Raw genomic sequence first — 26755 nt, 5'->3', positions numbered from 1 at the left:
CTTAAGCGATAGCGCCCAGCAGCTTTTCCCATTCCTTGTTTTCTTTCTTCGACACACCACCAAGCAAATCAAGGGCTTGGCGCAGACGGAAACGGGTCAGATCCGGACCGAGAATTTCCATCGCATCGAGTACCGAGACCGAACTGGCTTGCCCGGTGATCGCGGCAAACATCAACGGCATGGCATCCCGCAGTTTCAACTCCAGAGACTCGACCACGGCCTGGATCGTCGCGGTAATGGCCTCCTTTTCCCACTGGCGCAGGCTTTCCAGCTTCCACAGAATCAACTGCATCAACTGGCGAACCTGATCACCCGAGAGCTTCTTGGATTCAAACAGCTTGGCATCGGGCGCCACGCCACCGGCAAAAAAGAAACCGGCCAACGGCGCGATCTGGCTAAAGGTTTCCACCCTGCCCTGCACATGCGGTGCAATCTTCATCATGTACTCGGGATTCAACGCCCACTGCTGTACCCGGCTGGCGAATTCTTCCACCGGCAGGTCACGCAACCATTGGCCATTGAGCCACGACAATTTCTCGATGTCGAAAATCGGCCCGCCAAGGGAGACGCGGGACAGGTCAAAATTGTCGACCATTTCCTGCAGCGAGAACTTCTCGCGTTCATCCGGCATCGACCAACCCATGCGGCCCAGGTAGTTGAGCATCGCTTCGGGCATAAAACCCATGCGCTCGTAGAACGTCACCGAAGTCGGGTTCTTGCGCTTCGACAACTTGCTCTTGTCCGGGTTACGCAGCAGTGGCATGTAGCACAACTGCGGTTGCTCCCAGCCGAAGTACTCGTAAAGCAGAATCAGTTTGGGCGCCGACGGCAGCCACTCTTCGCCACGCAGCACGTGGGTGATGCCCATCAGGTGGTCATCGACGACGTTAGCCAGGAAGTAGGTCGGCAGGCCGTCGGTCTTCATCAGCACCTGCATGTCCATGCGATCCCACGGGATCTCGACATCGCCACGCAGCATGTCCGGCACCACGCACACGCCCTCGCTCGGCACTTTCATGCGGATCACGTGGGGTTCGCCTGCCGCCAGGCGCCGGGCCACTTCTTCCTTGGACAGCAACAGTGCGCGGCCGTCGTAGCGCGGAGTCTCACCGCGGGCCTGTTGTTCGGCGCGCATCTGGTCGAGTTCTTCGGCGGTGCAGAAGCACGGGAAAGCGTGGCCCATATCGACCAGTTGCTGAGTGTACTTTTTGTAGATCTCGCTGCGCTCGCTCTGGCGATACGGACCGTGTGGACCGCCGACATCCGGACCTTCGGCCCAGGTGATACCCAACCAGCGCAGGGCATCAAAAATCTGCTGCTCCGACTCGCGGGTCGAGCGCAGTTGGTCGGTGTCTTCGATCCGCAGGATGAATTCACCGCCGTGCTGCTTGGCAAAGCAGTAGTTGAACAAGGCGATGTAGGCAGTGCCGACGTGGGGATCCCCAGTGGGCGATGGCGCGATGCGCGTGCGGACGGTGGTCATGACGGGTCTCGAATGGGCAATAAAGCTGAAAATTGAAGCAAGGGGCGAATGGTAACAGCCCCGAGTTCCATATTGTAGGAGCTAGCTTGCTCGCGAAGAACGCGAGGACATCGCGTTTAACCAGAATGCCCGCGTTATCGTTGAGGTTTTTCGCGAGCAGGCTCGCTCCTACAATGGGTAAGGAACAAAAGGGTCAAACAGTCAGCAAACGCTCGCGCAACTTGCCAATCTCATCACGCATCTGCGCCGCCGCTTCAAACTCCAGGTCACGCGCCAACTGGTACATTTTTTCTTCCAGCTGACGGATACGCTTGGTGATTTCGCTCGGCGACCGCAGTTCGTTTTCGTACTTGGCGTTTTCCTCGGCGGCCTTGGCCATGCCCTTGCGCTTCTTGCTGCGCGAACCCGGCACGGTAGCGCCTTCCATAATGTCGGCGACGTCCTTGAACACGCCTTTGGGGGTGATACCGTTCTCCAGGTTGAAGGCGATCTGTTTGTCGCGGCGCCGCTGGGTCTCGCCGATTGCCCGCTCCATAGAACCGGTGATCCGGTCCGCATACAGAATCGCCCGCCCGTTGAGGTTACGCGCGGCCCGCCCGATGGTCTGGATCAGCGAGCGCTCGGACCGCAGGAAGCCTTCTTTATCCGCGTCGAGAATCGCCACCAGGGACACTTCCGGCATGTCCAGGCCTTCGCGCAGCAGGTTGATCCCCACCAGCACATCGAAAGTGCCGAGGCGCAGGTCACGGATGATTTCCACGCGCTCCACAGTATCGATGTCCGAGTGCAGATAGCGCACCCGCACGCCGTGATCCGCGAGGTAGTCGGTCAAGTCCTCGGACATGCGCTTGGTCAGCGTGGTCACCAGCACCCGCTCTTCCAGCGCCACGCGCTTGTTGATTTCCGACAGCAGGTCATCGACCTGGGTCAATGCCGGACGAATCTCGATTTCCGGGTCGACCAGTCCGGTCGGACGCACCAGTTGCTCAATCACTCGTCCGGCGTGCTCGGCCTCGTAGTTGCCCGGCGTGGCCGAAACAAAGATGGTCTGCGGGCTGATGCTTTCCCATTCGTCAAAACGCATCGGCCGGTTGTCCAGCGCCGACGGCAGGCGGAAGCCATACTCCACCAGGGTTTCCTTGCGCGAACGGTCACCCTTATACATCGCGCCGACCTGCGGAACACTGACGTGGGATTCGTCGATCACCAGCAAGGCGTCCGCCGGCAGGTAGTCGTAGAGGGTCGGGGGTGGCGCACCGGATTCACGGCCTGACAGGTAACGCGAATAGTTTTCGATGCCGTTGCAGTAACCCAGTTCCAGAATCATCTCCAGGTCAAAGCGCGTACGCTGCTCCAGCCGCTGGGCCTCCACCAGCTTGTTGTTCGAGCGCAGGTACTCCAGACGCTCGGCCAGCTCGGTCTTGATCCCTTCGATGGCGTCCAACAGGGTTTCACGCGGGGTCACGTAATGGCTTTTCGGATAGAAGGTAAACCGCGGCAGTTTGCGAATCACTTCGCCCGTCAGCGGATCGAAGGCGGACAAGCTCTCGACTTCATCATCGAACAGCTCGATGCGGATCGCTTCCAGGTCCGACTCCGCCGGGTAGATATCGATCACATCGCCACGTACGCGGAATGTTGCGCGGGCGAAGTCCATGTCGTTGCGGGTGTATTGCAGGTCCGCCAGGCGGCGCAGCAAGGCACGCTGGTCGAGTTTGTCGCCGCGATCCACGTGCAGCACCATCTTCAAATAGGTTTCCGGGCTGCCGAGGCCGTAGATGCACGACACCGTGGTGACGATGATCGCGTCCTTGCGCTCCAGCAACGCCTTGGTCGCCGACAAGCGCATCTGTTCGATGTGGTCGTTGATCGAGGCGTCCTTCTCGATAAAGGTATCGGAAGACGGCACATAGGCTTCCGGCTGGTAGTAGTCGTAGTAGGAAACGAAGTATTCCACCGCGTTGTTCGGAAAGAACGCCTTGAACTCACCGTACAACTGCGCGGCCAGGGTTTTGTTCGGCGCCAGCACCAGCGTCGGGCGCTGGACCTGGGCGATCACGTTGGCAATGCTGAACGTCTTGCCAGAACCGGTCACCCCGAGCAAGGTCTGGTGGGCCAGGCCTGCGTCGATGCCTTCGACCATCTGGCGGATGGCTTCCGGTTGATCGCCGGCGGGTTCGAAGCGGGTGACAAGCTGGAATTCCGACATAACGTACCTCTGAAGCCACCCCCAGCGCGATGAAACCGGCAGGGACGGAAAAGACCACATGCAACGAGGGCTGTAACAGCGCCCATTGCAGGAAAAAACCATGATAACTGTAGAAGTGGAGGCGAACATCAGCGGTTTCAAGGCAATCGTTCTACATGCCGGTCGCCATCAATGTTGCAATAAGACTAACGGTCGAAAAATAAACCGAAAAACTTGGCCGAAAAGCCGTTTCGGCTGTCGCCGCGAGCGGTGATGGCCTCTATACTAGCTCCCCGTTTGTGCATCGCTCTAGTGCATTCGGCTGGAGCGTGACACGTCCCTCCTTTTCTCACTCAGAGCCGCCGCAAAAATGAGCCTGTTCTCCGCTGTCGAAATGGCACCACGCGATCCTATCCTGGGCCTCAACGAAGCATTCAACGCTGATACCCGAACCACCAAGGTCAACCTGGGCGTGGGCGTTTACTGCAATGAGGAGGGGAAGATTCCACTCTTGCGTGCCGTTGCCGAAGCGGAGGCCATTCGTGTCGCGCAACACGCCGCCCGTGGCTACTTGCCGATCGACGGTATCGCCGCCTACGACCTGGCCGTACAGAAACTCCTGTTCGGCAGCGACTCAGCGCTGCTCAGCGCCGGTCGCGTGATCACCGCGCAAGCCGTCGGCGGGACGGGCGCGCTGAAAATCGGTGCCGACTTCCTCAAGCAACTGTTGCCCGACGCCGTCGTCGCCATCAGTGACCCAAGCTGGGAAAACCACCGCGCACTGTTTGAAAACGCCGGTTTTGCGGTACAGAACTACCGCTACTATGACGCCGCCACCCACGACGTGAACCGTGCCGGCCTGCTGGAAGACCTCAACGCCCTGCCGCCCCAATCGATCGTGGTCTTGCACGCCTGTTGCCACAACCCGACCGGCGTCGACCTGAGCCCGGCGGACTGGCAACAGGTGCTGGACGTGGTCAAGGCGAAAAACCTCGTGCCGTTCCTCGACATGGCCTACCAGGGCTTTGGTGACGGCATCGACGAAGACGCCGCCGCTGTGCGCCTGTTCGCCGAATCGGGCCTGACGTTCTTCGTCTCCAGCTCGTTCTCCAAATCGTTCTCGCTGTATGGCGAGCGCGTCGGCGCACTGTCCATCGTCAGCGAATCGAAAGAAGAAAGCGCGCGCATCCTGTCCCAGGTCAAGCGCGTGATCCGCACCAACTACTCCAACCCGCCGACCCACGGCGCGGCGATTGTCGCCGCGGTGCTCAACAGCCCGGAACTGCGCGCCCAATGGGAAGCGGAACTGGCCGAAATGCGCCTGCGCATCCGTGGCATGCGCGAGCAGATGGTCGCCGAACTGGCCAAGGCTGCGCCCGGCCACGACTTCAGCTTCGTCGGTCGCCAGCGCGGAATGTTCTCCTACTCAGGCCTGAGCGTTGAACAAGTCACCCGCCTGCGCAACGAATTCGGCATCTACGCCCTGGACACAGGCCGCATCTGCGTGGCGGCGTTGAACCAGGCGAATATTGGCGCCGTGACCAAGGCGATCGTGCAGGTGCTGTAAACCTGCAGAGGATGTCAAAAAGGGGAAGCCATCGGCTTCCCCTTTTTAGTACGCAGAAAACTCCTTTTTCCAGCACGCAGCCCCTAGACTGATGAAACAACCGCCCCTTGCGACGAGATCACCATGCGAAATGACGACCTGAACCTGCGTGCCGACCGCGACGAGCTGGAGCACTTCACTCCCCGTGTCCCCCACGCGAAGCGCCAGAAAAGCCTGGTGTTGCAGGTGGCCCTTGGGGTTTTTCTCGGCGGCCTGGCGCTCTGGCTGGTGCAATTGGGCGCCACGGCACTGTTCGCCAGGCTGGCCATGGGCACTTTGCAATTTGGCGGCTAGCCGGCACGTAACGTGCACCGGCTCGGGTTTCTATGGCTGGGTCAAGGCACGTTCTTCGAGCAGGCGCACAAAGCTGTTCAGGCTCTGTGACACCGTCCCACGCCGCCAGATCAGCCAGGTATGCAATACCCGGAAGCTGTCCGTCAGCGGCCATACACTCACCGCGGCAAATCCCGGCATGCTCTCCAACATGCTGCGGGGCATCAGCGCCAGTCCAGCCCCGGCGCTGACGCACGCAAGCATGCCGTGGTACGACTCAATCTCGAAGATCTTGCCCGGCACCGCGCCATCCAGTGAAAACCAGCGCTCGAAATGATGTCGGTACGAACAGTTTGATCGAAAGGTATAGATGTTCTCGCCATTCACATCCTGCCCCCGAGTGATTGGCGCGTGATGCAGTGGCGCTATCATCACCATCTCCTCTTCAAACACCGCCACGCCTTCCAGGGTCGCATGCAACACCGGTCCATCGACAAACGCCGCAGTAAGCCGTCCGGACAACACGCCCTCGATCATCGTCCCAGACGGCCCGGTGCTCAGGTCCAGCTCCACCTTGGCGTACTTCTGGTTATACGCGGCGAGCAGGGCCGGAATCCGCACCGCTGCGGTGCTTTCCAGCGAACCCAGGGCAAACGCGCCCTGGGGCTCCTCCCCCGCCACCGTCGCGCGGGCCTCTTGCACCAGATCGAGAATGCGCCGCGCATACCCAAGGAAATTCCACCCCGCCGGTGACAGCCGCAGGCGGCTCTTCTCGCGAATGAACAACGCCACGCCCAAATCCTGCTCCAGTTGCTTGATGCGTGTGGTCAGGTTCGACGGCACCCGATGAATCAACTGCGAGGCGGCGCTGATGCTGCCTTGTTCGGCAACAGCCTTGAAAATTTCCAGCTGCACAAGATCCAAGTCATTCTCCAATCGTGAACGTATTACTTAATATTATTCAGTTTAAGAAAAGATACAGCCCCCTATCCTGTCTTCAACCCATTCATTCAGCAGGACGGCGCCATGCACGCTATTTCGCACCAGACCCACGCCCTGTCGATCAATCCCGCCACAGGCGAAACCGTCGGCAGCTATCCCTACGAAACCGCATCGCAACTGGACGCAGCCCTCACCCGCGCCACCGATGCCTTCCGCGCTTGGCGCCATACGCCGGTCGGACAACGCGCCGAGTTGATGCTGGCGCTGGCCGCGACCCTGCGCGATCAGGCGGAAACGATGGCGCAGATGATTACCCTGGAAATGGGCAAACCCATTGCCCAGGCCCGCGCCGAAATCGGAAAATGCGCGGGGCTCTGTGAATGGTATGCGGCCCACGGCCCGGCAATGCTCGCCCCGGAGCCGACCCTGGTGGACAACGGTGAGGCACATATCGAATATCGCCCGCTGGGCCCGATCCTCGCGGTGATGCCGTGGAATTTCCCAGTCTGGCAAGTACTGCGCGGCGCCGTGCCAACCCTGCTCAGCGGCAACACTTACGTGCTTAAACACGCGCCGAATGTGATGGGCAGCGCGTACCTGATGCAACAAGTCTTTCAGCGCGCGGGTTTCGCCGACGGTCTGTTCGAAGTGATCAATGTCACCCAGGACGGCGTGTCCAGTGCCATCGCCGACCCACGCATCGCTGCTGTCACCCTTACCGGCAGCGTGCGCGCCGGCATCGCTATCGGCTCCCAGGCCGGCGCGGCGCTGAAGAAATGCGTGCTGGAACTGGGTGGCTCCGACCCGTTTATCGTGCTCAACGACGCCAACCTCGACGAAGCGGTCCAGGCCGCTGTGATCGGCCGCTTCCAGAACTCCGGACAGGTCTGCGCCGCCGCCAAGCGCCTGATTATCGAAGAAGGCGTGGTGCACGCCTTCACCGCCAGATTCGTCGAAGCCAGCCGTCAACTGGTGATGGGTGACCCGACGTCGATCGACACTTACATTGGCCCCATGGCCCGCTTCGACCTGCGCGATGAACTGCACGGCCAAGTCCAGGCCACCCTCGAAGAAGGCGCCAGCCTGCTGCTGGGCGGGCATAAAATCGAAGGGGCTGGCAACTACTACGCACCGACGGTACTGGCCAACGTCACCGACCAGATGACCTCGTTCAGACAGGAACTGTTCGGTCCCGTGGCCTCCATCATCACCGCCCGCGATGCCGAGCACGCCGTGGCCCTGGCCAACGACAGCGAGTTCGGACTGACGGCCAGTGTGTTCACCACCGACGCGGAGCAGGCACGGCACATCGCCAACCAACTGGAAACCGGCGGGATCTTTATCAATGCCTACAGCGTCTCCGACCCACGGGTGGCATTTGGGGGTGTGAAAAAGAGTGGTTTTGGCCGCGAGTTGTCGCACTTTGGTGTGCGGGAGTTCTGTAATGCCCAGACGGTATGGCTGAATCGCCGCTGAGTGCAAAACAACCCGCTCAATGCTAGTTAAGCAAGTGAAGCGCCTGATACCGCTGTTGTAGCGAGGGGCTTGCCGGCAACCCGCCGGTTAGCGGGCTGCCGGCAGGTGTATTCAGGGCTTCACTTGCAGTGGGTCGCTGATACCCAGGAGATAGAAGCCGATCATGCCGATGATACCGGCCAGGATGATGTAGTACAGGGTTGGCAGCAGGGTCTTGCGCAGGGTGATCCCTTCGCGTCCCAACAGGCCGACCGTCGCTGACGCCGCCACCACGTTGTGGATGGCGATCATGTTACCGGCCGCCGCGCCCACCGATTGCAACGCTACCATCAGTGCGCCAGAGAGGCCCAACAGTTGCGCAGTGTTGAACTGGAACTGCGCCAGCATCAAGTTGGACACAGTATTGGAACCGGCAATGAACGCACCCAGCGCGCCCACCGCCGGGGCGAAGATCGGGTACACACTGCCGACACTGTCTGCGACCAGTCGCGCCATCGCTACCGGCATCGACACCAGGTCCGACGCGTTCACCCCTGAGTTGATCAGGATACGCACCATGGGAATGGTGAAAATCAACACGAACCCCGCGCCGAACAAGGTTTTGCTCGATTCGCTGAAGGCCGCTACCCACTCCCCGGCACGCATGCGGTGCAGGAAAAAGGTCATCAGCGAAACCACGCAGAGCAGGCCACCTGGCAGGTAAAGCAATTCCAGGCTGGCGGACACACCTGTCTCCCCCAGAATATCCGTCCAGCCGAAGCTCAGTGACAGCAGCCAGGTTTTCAGTGGCGCAATATTGCGCGACAGCACCAACAGCACGGCCAGCAGTACATAGGGCGCCCAAGCCATAGGCACGGAAATCGCCTGCTTGCCGGCCATTTCGTCGATTTTCATCTCGATCTTGCCCATCCACTCGGCTGGCCACTCGCTGGCCGGGGCAAAATCCCAGGTGGTCTTAGGTAGCAGGAAACCGGCTTTGACTGCGGGGATTACAATGCTCAGGCCCACCAAGGCACCAATCATCGAGGGGAATTCCGGACCGAGGAACACGCCGGCGGCGGCGTAAGGAATGACAAAAGCGAGGCCGGTGAAAATCGCAAACGGCGCCATCTCCAAGCCTTCGCGCCAGGATTGGTTCTTGCCGAAAAAGCGCGTCATGATGCTGACCATGATCAGTGGCATGAGGATCCCACAGAGGGCATGGACGATCGCCACCCGCGAGACAATCAGTTGGAAGAATACCTCCCAGTTGCTTCCCAATGCCGCCAGTTGCGCGCTGAGCCCGCTCTGGTCAAGGCCGCCCGTGACGCCAACCACCATCGGCGTGCCGACCGCACCAAAGGAAACCGGCGTGGACTGCACCAGCATGCCCAGGACGACGGCGGCCATGGCCGGGAAGCCCAGCGCGACCATCAGCGGAGCAACCACCGCGGCAGGTGTGCCGAAGCCGGAGGCGCCCTCGATGAAGCAGCCGAACAACCAGGCCACGATCAACGCCTGAACCCGACGATCAGGACTGATAGTGGCGAAGCCGCGGCGAATAGCGCTGATGCCGCCAGAATGTTTAAGGGTGTTGAGCAGCAGAATGGCGCCGAAGACAATCCACAGGATTGCCGCCGTGAGGACGAGGCCCTGTAGCGTGGAAGCCAGGACTCGATTGAACGTCATGTCCCAGGCCCCAAGGCCGATCAGTGCGGTAAGCACGAAGACGACCGGCATGGCGTATTTGGCTGGCCAGCGAAAGCCGATCAGCAACACACCCGCCAGTACCAGCGGCACAAATGCCAGGATGGACAGCAGCGTTTGACTCATGGTTTGGTTCCTTTTTATTGTTGTGAACCACAGTTTGCCGGGGGTCTCCGGCGCCACGCATCGAGAGCACAGGTGCTCCGCGAACCACGACGACAGGGATCACCGGTCGCCGCGCTCATGCTCGAGAGCCCCGGCAGCCATGGGCTGCCGGGGTCGGTTGTGCTGCACCCGGTTAACACCGAAGCTCCAGCTTCTGGAATCAACTCAGGGCGGCAATAGCGGCTTTGGCCACGTGTGCGTCTTGATCGGCCTTGACCCCGGAAACGCCCACCGCGCCAATCACCTGGCCGTCAACAATCACCGGCACACCACCTTCCAGCGAGGTCAGCAGCGGCGCGGACAGAAACGCGCTACGTCCGCCATTGACCATCTCTTCATAGCCTTTGGTTTCGCGACGGCCGAGGGCGGCACTGCGCGCCTTCTCGCTGGCGATGTAGGCCGTGATCGGTGCACTGCCGTCGAGGCGTTCCAGGGCCAGCGGGTGACCGCCATCGTCGACCACACTGATGCTCACGGCCCAGTGGTTTTTCTCGGCTTCGCTGCGGGCGGCGGCGAGCATTTTGCTGACCTCGGCCTGACTCAATACGGATTTGCTGAGCATGCTCTTCTCCGGTTAGTTCAAGGCTTCTTCGACGAGTTCGATCCAGTGCCGCACAGGGGTGCGACCGGCGCCGTCGAGATGGATCTGGCAGCCAATGTTGGCGGTGACAATCACCTGCGGCTTGCCGCTTTCAAGAGCGTTGAGTTTGCTGTCGCGCAACTGCCTGGAGAGCGCCGGCTGGGTTAACGAATAGGTGCCGGCCGAGCCGCAACACAGGTGGCTGTCAGGCACGGCAGTCAGGCCGAAACCAAGGCGTGTGAGCAGGCTTTCCACTGCGCCCCCGAGCTGCTGTGCATGCTGCAGAGTGCAGGGACAATGGAAGGCCAGGCGCTGGTCGGCGTGTATGCCGAGCGGCTCCAGAGGTTCTGCGCCGATCACCTCAACCAGGTCTTTGGCCAGCGTACTGACGCGCCGGGCCTTCTCGGCATACGCCGGGTCTTGCGCCAGCAGGTGCCCGTACTCCTTGACGAAAGCGCCGCAACCGCTGGCGGTCTGCACAATAGCCTCGGCACCTTGCTCGATGGCGGGCCACCAGGCATCGATGTTCTGCCGTGCACGCTGCAAGCCTTGCGCCTGGGCGTCGAGGTGGTAGTCCACCGCACCGCAGCAACCGGCTTCATTGATCGGCGTGACGCTGATCCCGAGGCGATCGAGCACCCGCGTCGTGGCGGCGTTGGTGTTGGGTGCCAGGCCTGGCTGCACGCAGCCCTCGAGCATCAGCACACGGCGTGCATGCCGGGGTTCGGGGCGTGGCTTGGCGGCACGTGCAGTGCGCGGCAACTTGTCCTTGAGGTGGCTCGGCAACAGCGCACGGAAAACCTGACCAGCCTGGATCAACCCTTTGAACAACGCCGCACGGGGTACCACGGCACGCAAGCTTTCCCGCAACACGCGCTGAGCCAACGGACGCGGCACGGCGGCGTCGACTACAGCACGGCCGATATCCAACAGATTATGGTACTGCACACCCGATGGGCAGGTGGTTTCACAGTTACGACAGCTCAGGCAGCGGTCCAGGTGCAGTTGGGTCTTGGTCGTGACTTCGTGGCCTTCCAACACTTGCTTGATCAGGTAAATGCGCCCACGCGGGCCGTCCAGCTCGTCGCCAATGAGTTGGTAGGTCGGGCAGGTCGCGTTGCAGAAGCCGCAATGCACACAACTTCGCAGGATGCGTTCGGCTTCCTCGGCGCGCGGCAGTTGTCTGGCCTGCTCACTCAGGTTGGTCTGCACGGCTACACCTCACAATACAGACGACCAGGGTTGAAAATGCCCTGGGGATCGAGTCGGTTTTTCAGCTGTTGGTGGTAGCGCAGCAACGGCGCGGCCAGTGGGTGGAACGGACTGTCACAGTGGCCGGCAGTGAAGCAGGTGGCGTGGCCACCGACTTCGGCGACGGTCTGGCGGATCAGCGCGGCATCGGCAGCGCATTTCAGCCAGCGCTGGGCGCCACCCCAATCGATCAACTGCTCACCCGGCAGCGCCAGCACTGCGCTGTTGGGCGGTAACGATAACCGCCACAGCGGTCGTGGGTCGGCGAAGAAATCCAGGCGTTGCTCACGCAGATCAGCCCAATAGGTGTTCGCAAATAGTTCACCGCCGAGGCGCTCGCGTGCGGCCGCCACCGAGCCTTCACCGCCTTCCAGGCGCAGGTGCAAAGCCCGCCCATCATGACTGGCAGCGCTCAGTGGAATAGGTTGCCGGCCCCACTCGGCGAGTTTGCGCAGGGCCAGGGCAACGTCCATCTCCAGGCGCAGACTGAGGCATTGGCGCGGCTTGGGCAGCACTTTGAGTGACACCTCGGTTATCACCCCCAGGCAGCCAAGGCTACCGGCCAGCAGGCGCGACAGGTCGTAGCCGGCAACGTTCTTCATCACCTCGCCACCAAAACGCAGGTGCTTGCCCGTTCCGCTGATCAAGCGAGTGCCCAGGACCAGATCACGCACCGCGCCGGACCAGGGCCGCCGCGGGCCCGACAGACCTGCTGCAACCATTCCGCCAAGGGTCGCGGCGCCGTCGAACTGCGCAGGCTCGCAAGTGAGCATCTGCCCCGCCGCATCCAGCGCCGCTTCCAACTCCGCCAGCGGCGTGCCGGCGCGCGCGGTGATCACCAACTCGGTCGGGTCGTAGCTGACGATGCCGCGATGGGCACGGGTATCGAGCACTTCGCCTTCGACCTTGCGACCGAGAAACGCCTTGCTGTTGCCACCTTGAATGCGCAATGCACACGAATTGTTGAGGGCGTGATTGACCTGTTCCAGCAGTGCCTCGCTGGCGTCGCAGTCAGGCTGCATGACCATTAGAAGCGCTCCAGTTCAGGAAAAGGTAGCTTGCCGTGGTGCACGTGCATCGCACCGAATTCGGCACAGCGGTGCAGGGTCGGAATGTTCTTGCCGGGGTTGAGCAAGCCATTTGGATCGAAGGCGGCTTTCACCGCGTGGAACAGGGTCAGTTCGTCGTTGTTGAATTGAACACACATTTGATTGATCTTCTCGCGTCCCACGCCATGTTCGCCGGTGATGCTGCCGCCCACCTTGACGCAGAGTTCGAGGATCTTGCCGCCCAGGGACTCGGCGCGCTCCAGCTCGCCGGGCTGGTTGGCATCAAACAGAATCAGTGGATGCATGTTGCCGTCGCCGGCATGGAACACGTTGGCCACCCGCAGGCCGAACGCCTCGGACAGCTCACGGATGCCCTTGAGTACACCGGGGAGTTCGCGACGCGGGATGGTGCCATCCATGCAGTAGTAATCCGCTGAGATACGTCCTACCGCGGGGAAGGCGTTCTTGCGCCCCGCCCAGAACTTGACGCGCTCAACCTCATCGCGGGCCATGCGTACTTCAGTGGCACCGGCCTTGTCCAGTACCGCGCGGACACGTTCGCACTCGTCCTGCACGTCGGCTTCCACGCCATCCAGCTCGCACAACAGGATGGCCTCGGCATCCACCGGATAACCGGCGTGAATAAAGTCCTCGGCAGCGCGAATTGCCAGGTTGTCCATCATCTCCAGGCCGCCCGGGATGATGCCCGCCGCGATGATTTCCGCGACCGCGTGCCCGGCGTTTTCCACCGAGTCAAAGCTGGCCAGCAGCACTTTCGCCACCTGCGGCTTGGGCAGCAGCTTGACCGTGACCTCGGTGATGATCCCAAGCATGCCTTCGGAACCGGTGAACAAGGCGAGCAGATCGAAGCCTGGCGAATCCAGGGCATCGCTGCCCAGCGTCATGCGCTCGCCTTCAACGCTGAGAATGTCTATCTTGAGTAAGTTGTGCACGGTCAGGCCATATTTCAGGCAGTGCACGCCACCGGCATTCTCGGCGACGTTTCCGCCGATCGAACAGGCGATCTGCGAGGACGGATCGGGCGCGTAATACAGGTCATAAGGGGCGGCGGCCTGGGAGATAGCCAGGTTGCGAACACCAGGCTGGACGCGCGCAAAGCGGCCCTCTGGATTGACCTCAAGGATGTGCTTGAAGCGCGCCATCACCAGCAAGATCCCCTGGACCAACGGCAGCGCGCCGCCTGACAAGCCCGTCCCTGCCCCGCGTGCCACCACGGGCACACTGCGCTGATAACAGAGTTTGAGCAGACACTCGACTTGCTCGATGCGCTCAGGCAATACCACCATCATCGGCGTGGTGGTGTAGGCGCTGAGCCCGTCGCATTCGTAGGGTTTGAGGTCTTCCTGGGTATGCAGCACCGCCATGTCCGGAAGCTGCTCACGCAGTTCAGCCAACAAGGCGGCCTTGTCGACCTTGGGCAGCGCACCATCGACGCGCTCGTCGTACAGAATACTCATGGCAGGCGTTCTCGCTGGATATTGTTTTTTGCGACACCGGTAGCGAGCCGGTCCGCTTGTTGTGGCTCATGTGTAGAGCCTTGCAGTCCCGCCGTCTATCACCTCACATACTGGTATGACCAGTTTCTGCAAACGGACATCCAGGCAATCGCTGTCATGTCCCCGCAAAAACAGGCATGGGTAGCTATATTAGAAGGTACGTGTTCGCCCAATTAAAACTGGTACTACCAGTTGTCCGAGGTACTCAAGATGCTTGAAGAGAGAGCAGGCATTCGCCGCCAGGTCAGTGATGTCGTTGCCGAACGGATTGAGCGACTGATCGTCGATGGCGTGCTCAAGGTCGGCCAGGCGCTGCCTTCGGAACGCCGCCTGTGCGAGAAATTGGGGATCTCCCGCTCGGCGCTGCGAGAAGGATTGAAGGTGCTGCGCGGGCGCGGCATCATCGACACCGCCCATGGCCGTGACTCGCGGGTTGCCACGCTGAACGGAGCCCGCGATGCCAGCCCGCTGATGCACCTGTTTAACTCGCAGCCGCGCACCCTGTTTGATCTGCTGGAAGTGCGCGCCCTACTGGAAGCCGAGTCGGCGCGCCTGGCCGCCTTGCGCGGCACAGATGCGGACTTCATCCTGCTGACGCGACGCTACGAAGAAATGCTCGCCGCCCACAGCCAGTCAGCGTCTATCGAGCCACGCGAGCATGCCCGCCTGGACCACGCCTTCCACCTCGCGGTCTGCGAGGCCTCGCACAATCCGGTGTTGCTGCACACCCTGCAGTCGTTGACCGACTTGATGCTCAGCACCGTGTTCGCGTCGGTCAACAACCTCTATCACCGCCCCCTGCAGAAACGCCAGATCGACCGCCAGCACGCACGGCTCTATCACGCGGTCATCGAGCGCATGCCAGAGCAGGCCCAACGTGCTGCGCGAGAACACATTCACAGCATCCGCGACAACCTCAAGGAGATCGAACAGGAGGAGCAACGCCTGGTGCGTGCGACCATGCGCCTGGAGGGCTGGGTGTAAGCCATCCTAGGCGCCTGATGAAAGCTCGCGGGCCAGCCAGTTCAGGTACTCACTGATCGCGACTTCATCACGTTTGCAATAGGACCATTTCAGGTGTTTTCGCACCTTGATGAAGCCTGCCTCGCGGATAATCGCCAAGTGCCTGCTGGCTGAGGGCTGAGCAATTGCCAACGCTTCGGCGATCAGGGTCATGCAGACCCCGAACTCGAGGGGATCAGCCGACTGTTGGTGACAGAAGTGTTTTTGCGGAGCGCCCAGTAGCTTCAGGATCGTCAATCGCTGCTCGCTGGCCATCGCCATTATTTGTATTGATCTATTCATGCTGTCTATCATATCGTCATATAGCTATTTGACAATATGAGGTGAGGAGATGCTCGAGCTGCCAAACACCACAATCATCGATGGCAACGCAGTACGTTGGGGCAGTTGCGGAAACGGACCGGCACTTGTCGCGATTCACGGGACGCCGTTTTCGTCACAAGTCTGGCGCAGGATAGTGCCGCACCTCACTGACCGCAGAACGGTGTACTACTTCGACCTGGTCGGTTACGGACTGTCCGAGATGCGCCCTGGTCAAGACGTATCCCTGGCGGTGCAGAATACGCTTCTTGCCGCGCTGTTTGCCGAGTGGGGCCTGCAGCGTCCGGATGTCCTCGTGCACGACTTCGGTGGGGCCACGGCCTTGCGCGCCTATTATCTGAACGGCTTGCGTTATGCGTCGTTGACGATATTTGATGCGGTCGCGCTGGCGCCCTGGGGTTCACCGTTCGTGCAGCATGTGCGCCAGCACGAAGTGGCATTTGCCGGCATGCCAGACTACATGCACCGTGCGCTGCTGCATGCCTACCTGCAATCGTCAGCGCACCATCCATTGTCGGAGCAAGCCCTCGGCATCTATAGCGCTCCATGGCTTGGGCCTGTGGGCCAACCTGCGTTCTACCGCCAGATTGCCCAGATGGATCAGAAATGGACGGACGAGGTCGAGGGACTCTACAGCCGCCTTGACTGCCCTGTCAGCGTCCTTTGGGGGAAGGACGACGATTGGATACCCCATGAGAAAGGCCTGGCCTTGGCTCGGTTGATCGCTGATCGTGACTGCCATTTGATCCCGGACGCAGGTCATCTGGTTCAGGAAGATTGCCCTGAAGCGATCGTGGCGGCAGTTCTCAAAAATATCGGGGACTAGCAAGTACGTGAGCGCCCTCGTGGAGGTATGCGGGGTCCGGGTGTCATTGCCCGACGGCGTAGTTGTACCGATCCCGGATGCGCTTCAGCTCGCCCGAACGACGCATCTGCTCCAGCGCGCGGGCCCATCGGGCGACCACTTCGTCATCACTGTCGCGGCTGAACGCGATGTACAGCGATGAGCGATAAAGCTCGACGGGAATCTGCCGCAGCGTGCCCGGGGCGATGCCCAGTTGGCGACTGTAGTAAGTCACTCCCGCAGCGGTGTCACCGATAATAATGTCGGTGCGTCCGGCCAGCAGCATACGGTAGAGCTGCAGGCTCTCGGTTGCACTTTTTTCGAGGTTATTGAACCCCAGCGCTTGCAGCGTCTCGGGTATCAAGCCTGCATGTCGCGTGGTGATCCGCGGAGCACGCATCAATTGTTCCAGGGAGTTCACCGGCTGAGGCGCACTGGCTAGCTGATAGGGGTAAATGGACTCTTCCACAATCGGTCCGACCCACTTGTATAACGGTTCGCGCTCTGCCGTGCGGAACAGCGAATACATTATGCTTTTCGGCCGGGTTTCCAGTACGCGGGCGCTTCGCATGCTGGGCTGCAAAACCACGTCAAAGTCATCCCCGGTCAGCGCCATTATGCGCCGAACGATCTCGGTGGCCATGCCGGTGAGCTGGTTGTCCTCCCGGTAGTTATAAGGCGCCCATTCTTCAGTAACCACCTGATACTGTCCGGCCCCTACAACGGTGCCGAACAATAGGCAAAGCAGCGCCGTGATGAGTGTCGAGAGTTTCATGTGTTCTGCCTGGTGGGCTGTGCGGTGATCAAGAGCGGGCTGTTTTAAAAAGTAAAATCAGTATAGCTCCTCCCAGTCGCCCATTTTGCCTGGTGCCTTTTCATTCAAGCGCTATGCTTTGCGCGACACACCCGGCGGATGGCCCCCGAGCTGAGCCCCTTGGATCCATTTGTTTTAGGGAGCGCACACCCTATTCGGAATATTTGTTGTTCCCCCTCAGCAGAAACTCATCTCAACGACAGACGCAAGAGGCGTCATTACCTACTGCAATGACGCCTTCGTCGAGATCAGCGGCTTCGACAAAGTGGATCCGATCGGCGCGCCACAAAATATCGTTCGTCACCTCGATGTTCCCCCGCCGTATCCGCCCACCTGTGGGCCGCACTCAAGCAAGGCAAGCCCTGGATGGGGATCGTCAAGAATCGCTCGAAAAATGGTGATCACTACTGGGTAAATGCCTACGTCACCCCCGTTTTCGAGGGTAGCCAAGTTGTGGGTTACGATCGGTCAAAGTAAAGCCGACCACCGAGCAGATATCCGCCGCGGTCAATCAGATGGCGGCGACCACCCAGATTGCGGCGGCGACCGAAGAACAAACCGCCGTTGCAGAGGAAATCAGCCGCAACATCACGACCATCGCAGGTCTTGCGGATCAAACATCTGAACAGGCCAGGCATTCCGCACAGCTGAGTCGGGAATTAACGCAGACAGCCATGACCCAGTATTCATTGGTCGAACGTTTTAATCGCTAGTCAATCAACTGGCGCGACAACAGCCCGCTGCGCGCGGGCAATTTCGCGCTGGGTCGACTTCGGCTCGTTGTGACTGGCCGAATTCGGCCGGCAACGCTGCCCCGCGCACGGTTCCTCGCCGAGATGGATATGTAACGCCTCCCCGATCCGCTTCTTGAATAAGTTGTCGCTTCCGACACTTTCTCAGGAAGAGAACATGCTCAATGACAACCCCTTGCTTGATCCCGATGACTTGCCGTCGTTCACAAGGATTCGCGCGGAGCATCTAGCACCTGCCATCGAAAAAATCATTGCTGACAGTCGCCTCAAAGTCGCCGAAATCATCGTCAGCCAGACACCTTTTCCTACGTGGGACGACCTGGTACTGGCAATGGATGCCATAAAGTCTCGGCTCGAAAGCACGCTTGAAGTGATCAATATTCTTGGCACCGTCAGAACCGGGCAGACCTGGACCGCCGCCGTGTCACGCTGCGCTGACTTGGCCGCTGCGTACAAAACGCAACTGGCACAAAACACCGAATTATTTACGTTGTATCAAGAACTCGCCGACAGCCCGGCCGCCGCATTGTTTGAAAAGCCCCGTCAGAGAGTGCTGCAGAAAATACTACGGGAATATCGATTATCCGGAATGGCCCTTGCGCCGGATTCGCAACGTCTTTTGGCTGAGTTGAACAGCGAAATCAAGCGACTGGAAGGCACATTCAAATCGCACTCGCGCCTGGCAGCCGATGCCTGGAGCCAGCACGTTACAGACGAAGCGCTGTTGGCAGGTCTGCCAGCCCCGATAAAACGGTACATGGCGAAAAAAGCCCAGGAAAAAAATCTGCCGGGCTGGCGGCTCGACTTGAGCAACGAACCGTTTCAAATGGTGATGCGGTATGCCGAACATCGTCCGCTGCGCAAAGCTGTGTGGATCGCGTTTTACTCAAAGGCGTCGGCGCAGGGTTATGACCCCGCCCACAATAACGATGAGGTATTGGCATCGTTGCTGAATGCCCGACACAAGAAAGCCAGGCTGCTGGGCTACGAAAACTTCGCTGAATATGCGCTTGAAGGCCAGATGGCTGACTCCACTGAGCACGTAACGGCATTTTTACGCAACGCGGTTGATGAACAGCAGGATGCGTTTGCCCGGGAAGCCGAGCAACTTGAAGCGCGCGCGATACAGCACGGTATTACTGAGGTACAGCCTTGGGATTATGAATTCCTCGGCGAAAAAATACGTCAATACGAAGGAAGCTCTTATGAGCCGTTACATGAATATTTTCCGTTGGAAAGAGTCTTGAGCGGCTTATCCCAGTTCACCCAGTTGCTATTTGGCGTTGAAGTACTCGAGCGTTCGGATGTTGAGGGCTGGCACCCAGATGTACGGTGCTTCGAAATCAGAGAGTATCAGCAAGCGATTGGCTATTTGTTTGTGGATCTTTACCAGAGTGCCGTGAACAACACAGAGGGCGAGACGATCGGGCTGCGCAACCGCCGCATCACTGCCGAAGGTCGACCCAAATTACCGATTGCCATTCTGCGCAGCGGGCTGTTTCCGCGCAGCGATGATAAATCCCACCTGCTCGACCACCAGAAGTTGCACGTGATGCTGCATGAATGGGGGCATTGTCTGCAGCAACTTTTGACACAGGCGGCATATCGGGACATTTCCGGAATAAACGGATTGGCGCACGACACGGTTGAGTTCGCCGGCCAGTTCATGGCGCAGTGGTGTTTTTCCAAAGCGTTTCTGACCTGGCTATCGAGCCATTACCAGACTGGCGAAACGATTCCGGACACGCTGCTGGAACAGCTGATGACGGCTCTGCGCACGCAAACCAGTTGGGCAACAGCCGATTCGCTGCTGATGATGCTTTTCGATTTTGAAGTGCATTTCACCCAGAGTGATGGTCGCAGCGCTCAAGAGATATTCGAGGCAGTAAACGCGGTTGTCGGCCACTTGCAGTGGCCAGAACATGTACGTCCTTTCAACGCTGCCGAGATGATGACTACAGGCTTTGCGGCGAGGGTTTATTCCTATAAATGGTCGTACGTGCTTGCCTGCGCCGCGTTCGAAAAATTCCTGAACGAGGGGGTTTTCGACCCCGCGACGGGACGCGCCTTCCGTGAAGCTTTTTTGGCTCAGGGCGACACGCGCTCATTGACGCAATCGCTCGAGGTCTTTCTGGGTGCCCCCTATACAGCCAGGCTGATGCGTGCCGACGGCCTGCGCACGTTCAAGGCACTGCGTCGCGTCGAAGAATCGGCTGAACCAAATCATCTGGGCGGACGCCCGCAAGCCGATACAGCCCCGGACCCCAGCGCCCATCTGACAAAGCAGATAGAAGCTTCACAGCGACAAATGATGCGTCTTGACGAGGCCGTACCGCTGGCTTCAGCCGTGGCCGCAGAGTGTCTTACCGAGGCATTTAAAACGGCGTTCCCCTCACTGGCTGAACAGGTCTCGGTCGCAGAGCTGTCAGTGCGCAGCGTGCGGCAAGAGCCTGTTCCACCCGCGGAACGGTTGCCCGGCGAGGCGCTTTTCAGACAGCGCGTGATAGACACCCTGCCCCTGCAAACGCTGTTCTGGCGCGCACTCGCCGGAAAGACCGACCTGAATGAACGCTTCCTCGACATGAGCCTGATCGAAGTGGTTCGTCATACAAACGGCACCACGCAAGTGCCCGCTTCTCTGAACAGCAACGCCGCAAAAGACAGGCTCGAGCGACTGCTGAACACTACGCCGCTCGCGTACCCAAGACAGCTTGAACGGGCACTGAACACCTTCTGGGAAACACCTGCCACCTTCAGCCAGGGCCACAGCGTCAGCGACTGGCTGGCTCAGGAATTCAGCACCCAACTCAGCACCCAGGCCGATCTATGCAAGGCTGACGGGACGCTCGGTCCGCAGCTGCATAAGGCCGTGACCGATTATGCCCTCGCGGTACCGCACGACGCATCCCGTGAAGCGACGGCGGGCGATGCTCGCCTAGGGGTATACGCCTTTCACTACACCCCCGCAGACTGGGGGGCCAGCGTGCCCATGCCAGGCGCGTTTGCGTTGACCCTGCACAACCCCGACGCGCAAACAGAAGCAATGCTCTACGGCCTGGGTCAACCGCTTGAGGTGTACAGCAACCTGTCGCAACTCAAGACGGGCCTGATGCAGGACAGCGCGACAAAGGAAGAGGTGCACACTGCGCCGATGACGCAAAAGCTGTTTCCACGACGGGTCCAGGACCTGCGGGCCAGGCAACAAGAGGCCGTGAGGAATGTTATTTCAAGCGGCCCGGCAGAAGAAGAGGACGTTACCGCCTGGGTCGACAGAATCGATGCGGCATTGAACCTCTCAGGGCAGTTGGACTTGGCGCAAGTCCTGGACGAACACCAGTTTCGGCTTAAACAGCAAGCGCTGGACACTTGGCTGCATGGCAGTCGCGCAGTCAGCGGCAGTGATCGCCTCGCCTGGTGGGCGGCGGCGCGGGATTGGCGAGAGGCGGTGGTCGACCTGACGTCCTTGCCACCTGACCCGGCGACACTGGGAACGCCAGAAGCCCTGCGCAAATGGACCCGCACGGAGCTTGCCCGCCTAATCGAGGAAAAATACCCACCCGCCGACCCGGATGCGGTGTTTCTGAGTATCCACAAACAGAAAATCGACCCGCGTGCGCCCGTCGGCGCATCACCCTACGGCTCCGGTCTGGCGGTGACCGACCTGTCGTATGTGGATGACCGTCGTTCGCTGAGCGAATGGGCGATCTCTAACCTGACACCCCGAGAACGCAACGCGCAGCACCATGCCGAAGAAGGTCCGCTGAGCTACGAAGCCATTTGCGCGCTGATCGAAACCGCTGACGTGGGCAGGCGATTTCTCGAATGGCTCGGTCCTGAAGCCCGGCAACGGCAGACCGAATGGATGGCCTTGAAAGCCAGGCAGATCCGGGCGCACCTATGGACAGCTCATATTTCCGCAGACCTGACGCCTGACCGGCACAATACAGGACTGCATCTGGTGCTGGCCGCGCTGGACAGCCCAGAGCCTGAAGGGCGTGGGACGGTCAACGGGCATGAAGTGGTGGTCCATCAACTTCAATGGAACCACGACGTACTGAATGACGTCCTGGCGTTTGCGGTGAAGACCCCGGCGAGCCGGCCTTCGCTGACGCTGTACACCCCCGGGGCTCCTGACGGCAAGCAATTCAGGGAGGTCCACGCCGCGTCCATCCGGACACTGGGCGCAGCGGTTACCCAGGCGCTCACAGGCTCCCGACAGATGGTGCTCTGGCTTATTTCAAAGTTGCCGCTGGCTGCGCAGGCTGATCAGTTGGACAGCATCACACCAACCTCGCCGAACCTGTCGACGCAGGCGAAAGTAAAGCAGGTAACGCAATCAATTTTCTCACCCACCCGGTCTCGGGCATGGGAGAGTTTTGCTTCGGGGATTTCCTTTCCTGTCGCGACAGAGAACCTGCTGAAAGTGCTGCACGAAACGCAGATAGCCAACGCGCTCAAGACTGCCGATGTACTCACCGTGTCCAACGCCGAGCGCAACAGCACGGCGGCGCAGGAGGGACGTAAAAAAGGCCTGGCCCTGCTGACCGGCGCCATGTCGATGTTCCCGGCGGGCCGGATGGGCGCAGTGCTGGCGCGCTCGGTCCTGCCTGAAATGGTGGGCGGCGCCGCAGTGGCGGCGATAAAGGACGAAGGTGGCAGTGCCAGCCAATGGGTCAGTGATTTCATCAGCGGATTAGGCGAAGTGCTGGCAGAAGGCGGTGAAGACTTGATCATGAGCCGCGCGGGCAGAAGAAGGAGCAAGACAGGCGTGGAGTCGTCGTCCGGTCCTCGCCTATACGATCCGCAGTTGAAGCCTTTCCAACTCAACGGGTTCGATGATAAAGGGCTGGTGCCCGAGGGCCGTTACGTATTCAGGGACGCGGGGGGACAAGGCTATCTGAAACAAGGCAAGCACTATTATAAGACCGCCGTGCAAGGGGGCCAGCGCATTGTCTACGCGCCGAATAACCGCGCGCAACAGCGGACAGTGCGTTGGGAGAACGGCAAATGGCGGGTTGAAGAGCGATCAAGAGCACTGGGTGGCGGTCAAGGTTCAATCTCACCCGGGGCTCCGCAGGCAACCCAACAACAGAGGAAACATGCTTTGGTGCAAGGCGTGCTGATGCCCCTGCGCAATCCCCCTCCCGCAGAAGCACTCACGGCGAGGGAGTCTATCAACGCCATGCCCCCGGAGCTTGCCAATCGTATACTGGATGAGAGTTTGCACGACTTCAACACGCCAACCATCAATCGTTTTCACACACTCATCAGCGATGTGCAAAATAACCGTCTCGACCCCACGCCTTATAAATTCGCCTACCAGACACTGAAGTTCAAATTTTTCCTGTGGCGGGCGGTGGATGCGCACATCAAACACTTCGAAGAAAATTTAACTGGCATGACCTTTACTGACGCCCAAAAAATAAAACTATTTGATATAGCACTTCCTCTCAGAAATGACTTGGTTGACAGCGATGGCAAATTTACAAAAATTGAAATGACGGCGATGCCGGATAATTTTACCGGTGCAGTATTCATTGCGTTAACCCCCCCCCCACAGGGCAAAAACAAGGTAGCACTCGAAAAACTCAAGCACGAAATGACCCAGCTACTTTCCGAGGCAGAGGCTAAATCCGTGGCTAATCTCAAAACGCGATTCCCGGGGGAAGCCCACGAAGTAGCAGCCGCGATAAAAGAATATATAGACGCCCCCGGCAACCGTGAAGCGTATAAAAAAATGATGCTGGAAACGCTCAGGGCGCAAATGAAAGCCAAAAATAGACTTGGGTTACTGACGGAAATCCGCAACCGGGGCATTCCTTACATCGTGGTAAAAAAAGGAACGTCACAGCAGAAATCCAAAATGACCACCAGTGAAGATATTCAGCGCTTCACCAAGGATCTCTCAAAGTACAAGGAGCCCTTTGAGGTTGAACCGGTGACCAAGGTTACATCGAAGAAGGCAGAAGGCACATCGGCATCCGTGACCGAAGCCCCCCTTGTGCCGGAGGCCCCAGCCACAGCAGACAAGTTTACGGTCACCCTCGGCCCGCTGGCTGAAACGCAGATGTCTTACGACAACTTCCCCGCCCCGGCCAAAGCCAAAATCATGGAAATTCTGGAAGATATCCGCTCCGGCAGAGCCACGACCAAAAGGATCAACGGGTATTACTGGTACGACATGGCCCAGCTGGAACCGGGCGCGGGCCGAGGAGCATGGCGCGCCGCGTTTGAGCGCACGGGCACGACCTGGGTACTTCAGGGTTTCTATGATTACCACAGCAACAAACCCGCGACGGTCTGGGGAGAGTAAGCAAAACGGCGCGGCGCTCAGTCACTCAAAGCCGCAAGCCGGGCTGTTATCCACGCGTGACTGTGTGCAAGCACCTTGCCCGCCAACGCATACGGAAAATGGATAAACCCATGGGCAGAAGCCGGTAAAAGGTGCAGCTCAACCGGCGCGGACGCCCTCCAGCGTTCCGCCAGCTCCAGCGTGTCATCCCGCAACGGGTCCAGCTCCCCGGCAAACATCAGCGCGGGGGGCAGCCCGGCAAAGTCGCCATACAGCGGTGACAACGGCGGCCGTCGGCGCTCTTCGTCGCTCATGCCTGGCGTCAGCAGGCGCAACGCCTCGACCATGCCGGGGCCGTCCAATACCAGAGTGTCGGGGCCCGCCGCGCGCACGCTTGGCGTTCCCGCCAAATCGTAGACGCCGTAATACAGCAACGCCCCGCTCACCCGCCCAAGCAGGTCGGGCGACTGCTTCAATGCCAATAAGGTGGCAACAGCCAGATGCGCCCCTGCCGACTCGCCCACGACGATAACCGGCAGGCCGGCGAACTCACCGCGCTCGTCACTCAACAACCAACGAGCGGCGACCAGACAATCGTCCAGCAGGCCTTCGACCGGCGTGGTGACGGCAAGACGATAGTCGACCGAAACCACGGTCACGTCGCAGGCGTTGACGATGGCCAGGTTCAGGCCGTCATTCATCTGCGCGTTACCGATCACCCAGCCACCACCGTGAAAATCCAGCACCACGCCTTTGGCTTTGCCCTTGGGCCTGATGATCCGTACGGGCACTTGAACGTCGCCCGCGCCAATCACTTTGTTGGCGGCCTCAACCCCCTGTTTGCGCAACTTACCTGCGCCGCCCAGTTGACCTGCGCGCAACAGCGCCTGAATCACGCGAGGCGTGAAGCGATTACGGATCCGCAAGCGCGGCAACCAGGCGAGGGTTTTATTGAAGCGCCGCACCTGGGCCAGTTCCTGCTCAGTGACGGGCCAAAGCCTCGTAGTTGGCCGTTCGGAATCGTTCATCAGCGATTATTGCGCAGGATGGAAAAATTCAACGCGGCGGCGACCGACAGCCACACCAGATACGGGAACAGGATCAACCCGCTGATCAGGTCCAGCCGTAACGCCATGACCACCATTGCCGCGACCACCAGCCACAGCAGCGTGATGATGACCAGTCCGGCGAACATGCGCTGTGCGCCGAAAAACACCGGCGTCCACAACGTATTCAAGGCAATCTGCGCTGCCCATAACGCCAGCACCCTCTGGCTTCCTGGTAGCTGGCTCAAACGATAACCGGCCCAGGCCAGCAGCAGATAGATAAGCGTCCAGGCCACCGGAAACAGCCAATTGGGTGGGGTGAAGCCGGGCTTGACCAGCGATTCATACCATTGACCGGGCTTGAATATGATACCGGTGCTGGCCGCAGCGCCACAGGCGAGAAGGAAGATAAAGAAGGTCATCGTCTGTCCTTGGTTGTCAGCTGTCTGAAGGTTGTTTCAGGGTTGGACGCCTCGGAAACCCTGAAAAGTTCACTGTAACGGCAACAACCGACTCGCCCCGCGAAGGACTCCAACGATAACCTGCAGCGCTGACGTCTAGCCCTTCAATTCGCTCAACCGATGGCTCGCCGCGTCGTCATAGACCACATACAGCGATTCGGCGACCTGGCTTTTGATGGCTTTGGTGCTCTCCAGCCCCAGCACAAAACCTTCGGCCTTGCCGCCGGCACGGTTCAGGTCTTCTTTTGTATCGGCACCGGTGATGGCGTCCATCAGCTTGGCAGCGTGTGGGCCGACGCCTTTGGGCAGGCTGATCTGGTCGATGCTCATTGCGCCACCTCGGATGCAAGAGAGGCTGGGGTGTTGCGGGTCAGCGAGGTCATTGGCGACTCCTGAAAAGTGAAGGTCGGGAGCGCGAGAAACCACTGCCGAGGCGCACATGGTAGACCGGTATGGGGATTAAAGGGGGACAGAGTGCTCAAGGCCAGCCAGCGCCCCCTTCGGCAGATGTGCCGCGAGTCGACGTCGAACAAAAAACATGACGTCTACACATTCACGGCCTTGGAGTTTGTGCGCTGATTCGCACCTGACCGAGCAGAGTTGCCGGTGCAACTGTCAGCGACCACTGTAGGAGCGAGGGGGCGCCTAGCCATTGCTCGCAAAAAACGTCAACGATAACGCGTGTTTCCTGGATAAACGCGGCGCCTATGAGTTTTTCGCGAGCAAGCTCGCTCCTACAGTAGTGGTCACTATTGGCTTAACTGAACAGCATTGCGTTCCTGTCTCGGGCCATTCAAACCTTGTCGGTGCCTGCTGCTTCAGCGCAAATGACTGGATCCTCACTGGACTCGGCAGCCAGCTTCAAGCGATCAGCCTTGCTGATATACGTATTCTTGCTGGCCGGGGCCAATTTGGCACTGGCTTTTTTGGCGTGGGCTTTCAACAACTGCTTGATTTTTTTACGGCGATTCATGATTTCTACTCAG

At 59.7% G+C, this 26755-nt stretch carries 21 protein-coding genes and 1 pseudogene; 8 read left to right on the top strand and 14 right to left on the bottom strand.

The genetic code is table 11. The features are described from left to right. Window position 1: 1 nt before the first annotated feature. A complete protein-coding gene (gltX, locus tag BLU75_RS05375) occupies window positions 2–1483 on the bottom strand; it encodes a glutamate--tRNA ligase (RefSeq protein WP_084381677.1) in 1482 nt (493 codons plus the stop codon). Between the two features lie 193 nt (window positions 1484–1676). Continuing rightward, entirely contained in the window at window positions 1677–3692 is a 2016-nt protein-coding gene (gene uvrB / locus BLU75_RS05370) for an excinuclease ABC subunit UvrB (protein WP_084381676.1), read from the bottom strand. A 349-nt stretch (window positions 3693–4041) separates the two neighbouring features. Between uvrB and BLU75_RS05365 the strand changes: the two genes are divergently transcribed. Next, window positions 4042–5238, top strand: a complete 1197-nt coding sequence (locus BLU75_RS05365; protein WP_084381675.1) for an amino acid aminotransferase — start codon at window positions 4042–4044, stop codon at window positions 5236–5238. Between the two features lie 123 nt (window positions 5239–5361). Beyond that, window positions 5362–5571: a hypothetical protein gene (locus BLU75_RS05360; RefSeq protein ID WP_084381674.1), complete on the top strand. Its 210-nt coding sequence runs from the start codon at window positions 5362–5364 to the stop codon at window positions 5569–5571. A 30-nt stretch (window positions 5572–5601) separates the two neighbouring features. Here the strand turns inward: BLU75_RS05360 and ptrR are convergent, their stop codons facing one another. After that, a complete protein-coding gene (ptrR, locus tag BLU75_RS05355) occupies window positions 5602–6474 on the bottom strand; it encodes a putrescine utilization regulator PtrR (protein ID WP_084381673.1) in 873 nt (290 codons plus the stop codon). A 102-nt stretch (window positions 6475–6576) separates the two neighbouring features. Between ptrR and BLU75_RS05350 the strand changes: the two genes are divergently transcribed. Continuing rightward, a complete protein-coding gene (locus tag BLU75_RS05350; protein ID WP_084381672.1) occupies window positions 6577–7968 on the top strand; it encodes an aldehyde dehydrogenase family protein in 1392 nt (463 codons plus the stop codon). A 111-nt stretch (window positions 7969–8079) separates the two neighbouring features. On the opposite strand, the gene BLU75_RS05345 is transcribed toward BLU75_RS05350, so the two are convergent. From BLU75_RS05345 to glcD, 5 genes are all read right to left on the bottom strand, one after another. Then, window positions 8080–9780: an L-lactate permease gene (locus BLU75_RS05345; RefSeq protein WP_084381671.1), complete on the bottom strand. Its 1701-nt coding sequence runs from the start codon at window positions 9778–9780 to the stop codon at window positions 8080–8082. Between the two features lie 199 nt (window positions 9781–9979). After that, complete coding sequence (locus BLU75_RS05340; protein ID WP_084381670.1) at window positions 9980–10381, bottom strand: heme-binding protein; 402 nt, start codon at window positions 10379–10381, stop codon at window positions 9980–9982. 12 nt (window positions 10382–10393) lie between these two features. Then, window positions 10394–11611 (bottom strand): glycolate oxidase subunit GlcF, encoded by a 1218-nt coding sequence (glcF, locus tag BLU75_RS05335; protein WP_084381669.1) that lies wholly within the window; start codon window positions 11609–11611, stop codon window positions 10394–10396. A gap of 2 nt (window positions 11612–11613) precedes the next feature. Continuing rightward, window positions 11614–12672: a glycolate oxidase subunit GlcE gene (glcE, locus tag BLU75_RS05330; protein WP_084381678.1), complete on the bottom strand. Its 1059-nt coding sequence runs from the start codon at window positions 12670–12672 to the stop codon at window positions 11614–11616. 5 nt (window positions 12673–12677) lie between these two features. After that, entirely contained in the window at window positions 12678–14177 is a 1500-nt protein-coding gene (gene glcD / locus BLU75_RS05325) for a glycolate oxidase subunit GlcD (RefSeq protein WP_090221387.1), read from the bottom strand. 249 nt (window positions 14178–14426) lie between these two features. Between glcD and glcC the strand changes: the two genes are divergently transcribed. Beyond that, on the top strand, window positions 14427–15200 hold the full coding sequence (gene glcC / locus BLU75_RS05320; protein WP_084381667.1) for a transcriptional regulator GlcC: 774 nt from the start codon (window positions 14427–14429) through the stop codon (window positions 15198–15200). 6 nt (window positions 15201–15206) lie between these two features. On the opposite strand, the gene BLU75_RS05315 is transcribed toward glcC, so the two are convergent. Next, window positions 15207–15521: an ArsR/SmtB family transcription factor gene (locus BLU75_RS05315; RefSeq protein WP_084381666.1), complete on the bottom strand. Its 315-nt coding sequence runs from the start codon at window positions 15519–15521 to the stop codon at window positions 15207–15209. A 49-nt stretch (window positions 15522–15570) separates the two neighbouring features. On the opposite strand from BLU75_RS05315, the gene BLU75_RS05310 reads away from it, so the two are divergent. Then, window positions 15571–16386 (top strand): alpha/beta fold hydrolase, encoded by an 816-nt coding sequence (locus tag BLU75_RS05310; RefSeq protein ID WP_084381665.1) that lies wholly within the window; start codon window positions 15571–15573, stop codon window positions 16384–16386. A 43-nt stretch (window positions 16387–16429) separates the two neighbouring features. Here BLU75_RS05310 and BLU75_RS05305 read toward each other — a convergent pair whose 3' ends face one another. After that, window positions 16430–17179 carry a substrate-binding periplasmic protein gene (locus BLU75_RS05305; protein ID WP_084381664.1) on the bottom strand — a complete coding sequence of 250 codons (750 nt, stop codon included), beginning with the start codon at window positions 17177–17179 and terminating at the stop codon, window positions 16430–16432. Between the two features lie 199 nt (window positions 17180–17378). Between BLU75_RS05305 and BLU75_RS27685 the strand changes: the two are divergent. The 3 genes and pseudogenes from BLU75_RS27685 to BLU75_RS05295 form a co-directional block, all read left to right on the top strand. Beyond that, window positions 17379–17724 (top strand): annotated as a pseudogene (locus tag BLU75_RS27685) (PAS domain-containing protein); the annotation flags it as partial. A 9-nt stretch (window positions 17725–17733) separates the two neighbouring features. Beyond that, window positions 17734–17931: a hypothetical protein gene (locus tag BLU75_RS27680; protein ID WP_269461577.1), complete on the top strand. Its 198-nt coding sequence runs from the start codon at window positions 17734–17736 to the stop codon at window positions 17929–17931. 196 nt (window positions 17932–18127) lie between these two features. Continuing rightward, entirely contained in the window at window positions 18128–24283 is a 6156-nt protein-coding gene (locus BLU75_RS05295; RefSeq protein ID WP_090221386.1) for a M3 family metallopeptidase, read from the top strand. 17 nt (window positions 24284–24300) lie between these two features. Here the strand turns inward: BLU75_RS05295 and BLU75_RS05290 are convergent, their stop codons facing one another. The 4 genes from BLU75_RS05290 to BLU75_RS05275 all read right to left on the bottom strand — a co-directional run bounded on the left by BLU75_RS05290 (window position 24301) and on the right by BLU75_RS05275 (window position 26742). Further along, window positions 24301–25290 carry an alpha/beta hydrolase gene (locus BLU75_RS05290; protein ID WP_084381663.1) on the bottom strand — a complete coding sequence of 330 codons (990 nt, stop codon included), beginning with the start codon at window positions 25288–25290 and terminating at the stop codon, window positions 24301–24303. Further along, window positions 25290–25730, bottom strand: a complete 441-nt coding sequence (gene tspO, locus BLU75_RS05285; RefSeq protein WP_084381662.1) for a tryptophan-rich sensory protein TspO — start codon at window positions 25728–25730, stop codon at window positions 25290–25292. The genes BLU75_RS05290 and tspO overlap by 1 nt, the downstream gene beginning before the upstream one ends. A 135-nt stretch (window positions 25731–25865) precedes the next feature. After that, window positions 25866–26099, bottom strand: coding sequence for a hypothetical protein (locus BLU75_RS05280; RefSeq protein ID WP_084381661.1), 234 nt, complete (start codon window positions 26097–26099; stop codon window positions 25866–25868). 463 nt (window positions 26100–26562) lie between these two features. Beyond that, window positions 26563–26742, bottom strand: a complete 180-nt coding sequence (locus BLU75_RS05275) for a DUF2986 domain-containing protein (protein WP_084381660.1) — start codon at window positions 26740–26742, stop codon at window positions 26563–26565. Between the last annotated feature and the right edge of the window lie 13 nt (window positions 26743–26755).

The organism is Pseudomonas mucidolens (genome assembly GCF_900106045.1).
Taxonomy (GTDB): Bacteria; Pseudomonadota; Gammaproteobacteria; order Pseudomonadales; family Pseudomonadaceae; genus Aquipseudomonas; species Aquipseudomonas mucidolens.
This window is presented reverse-complemented; position numbering and strand designations above follow the sequence as displayed.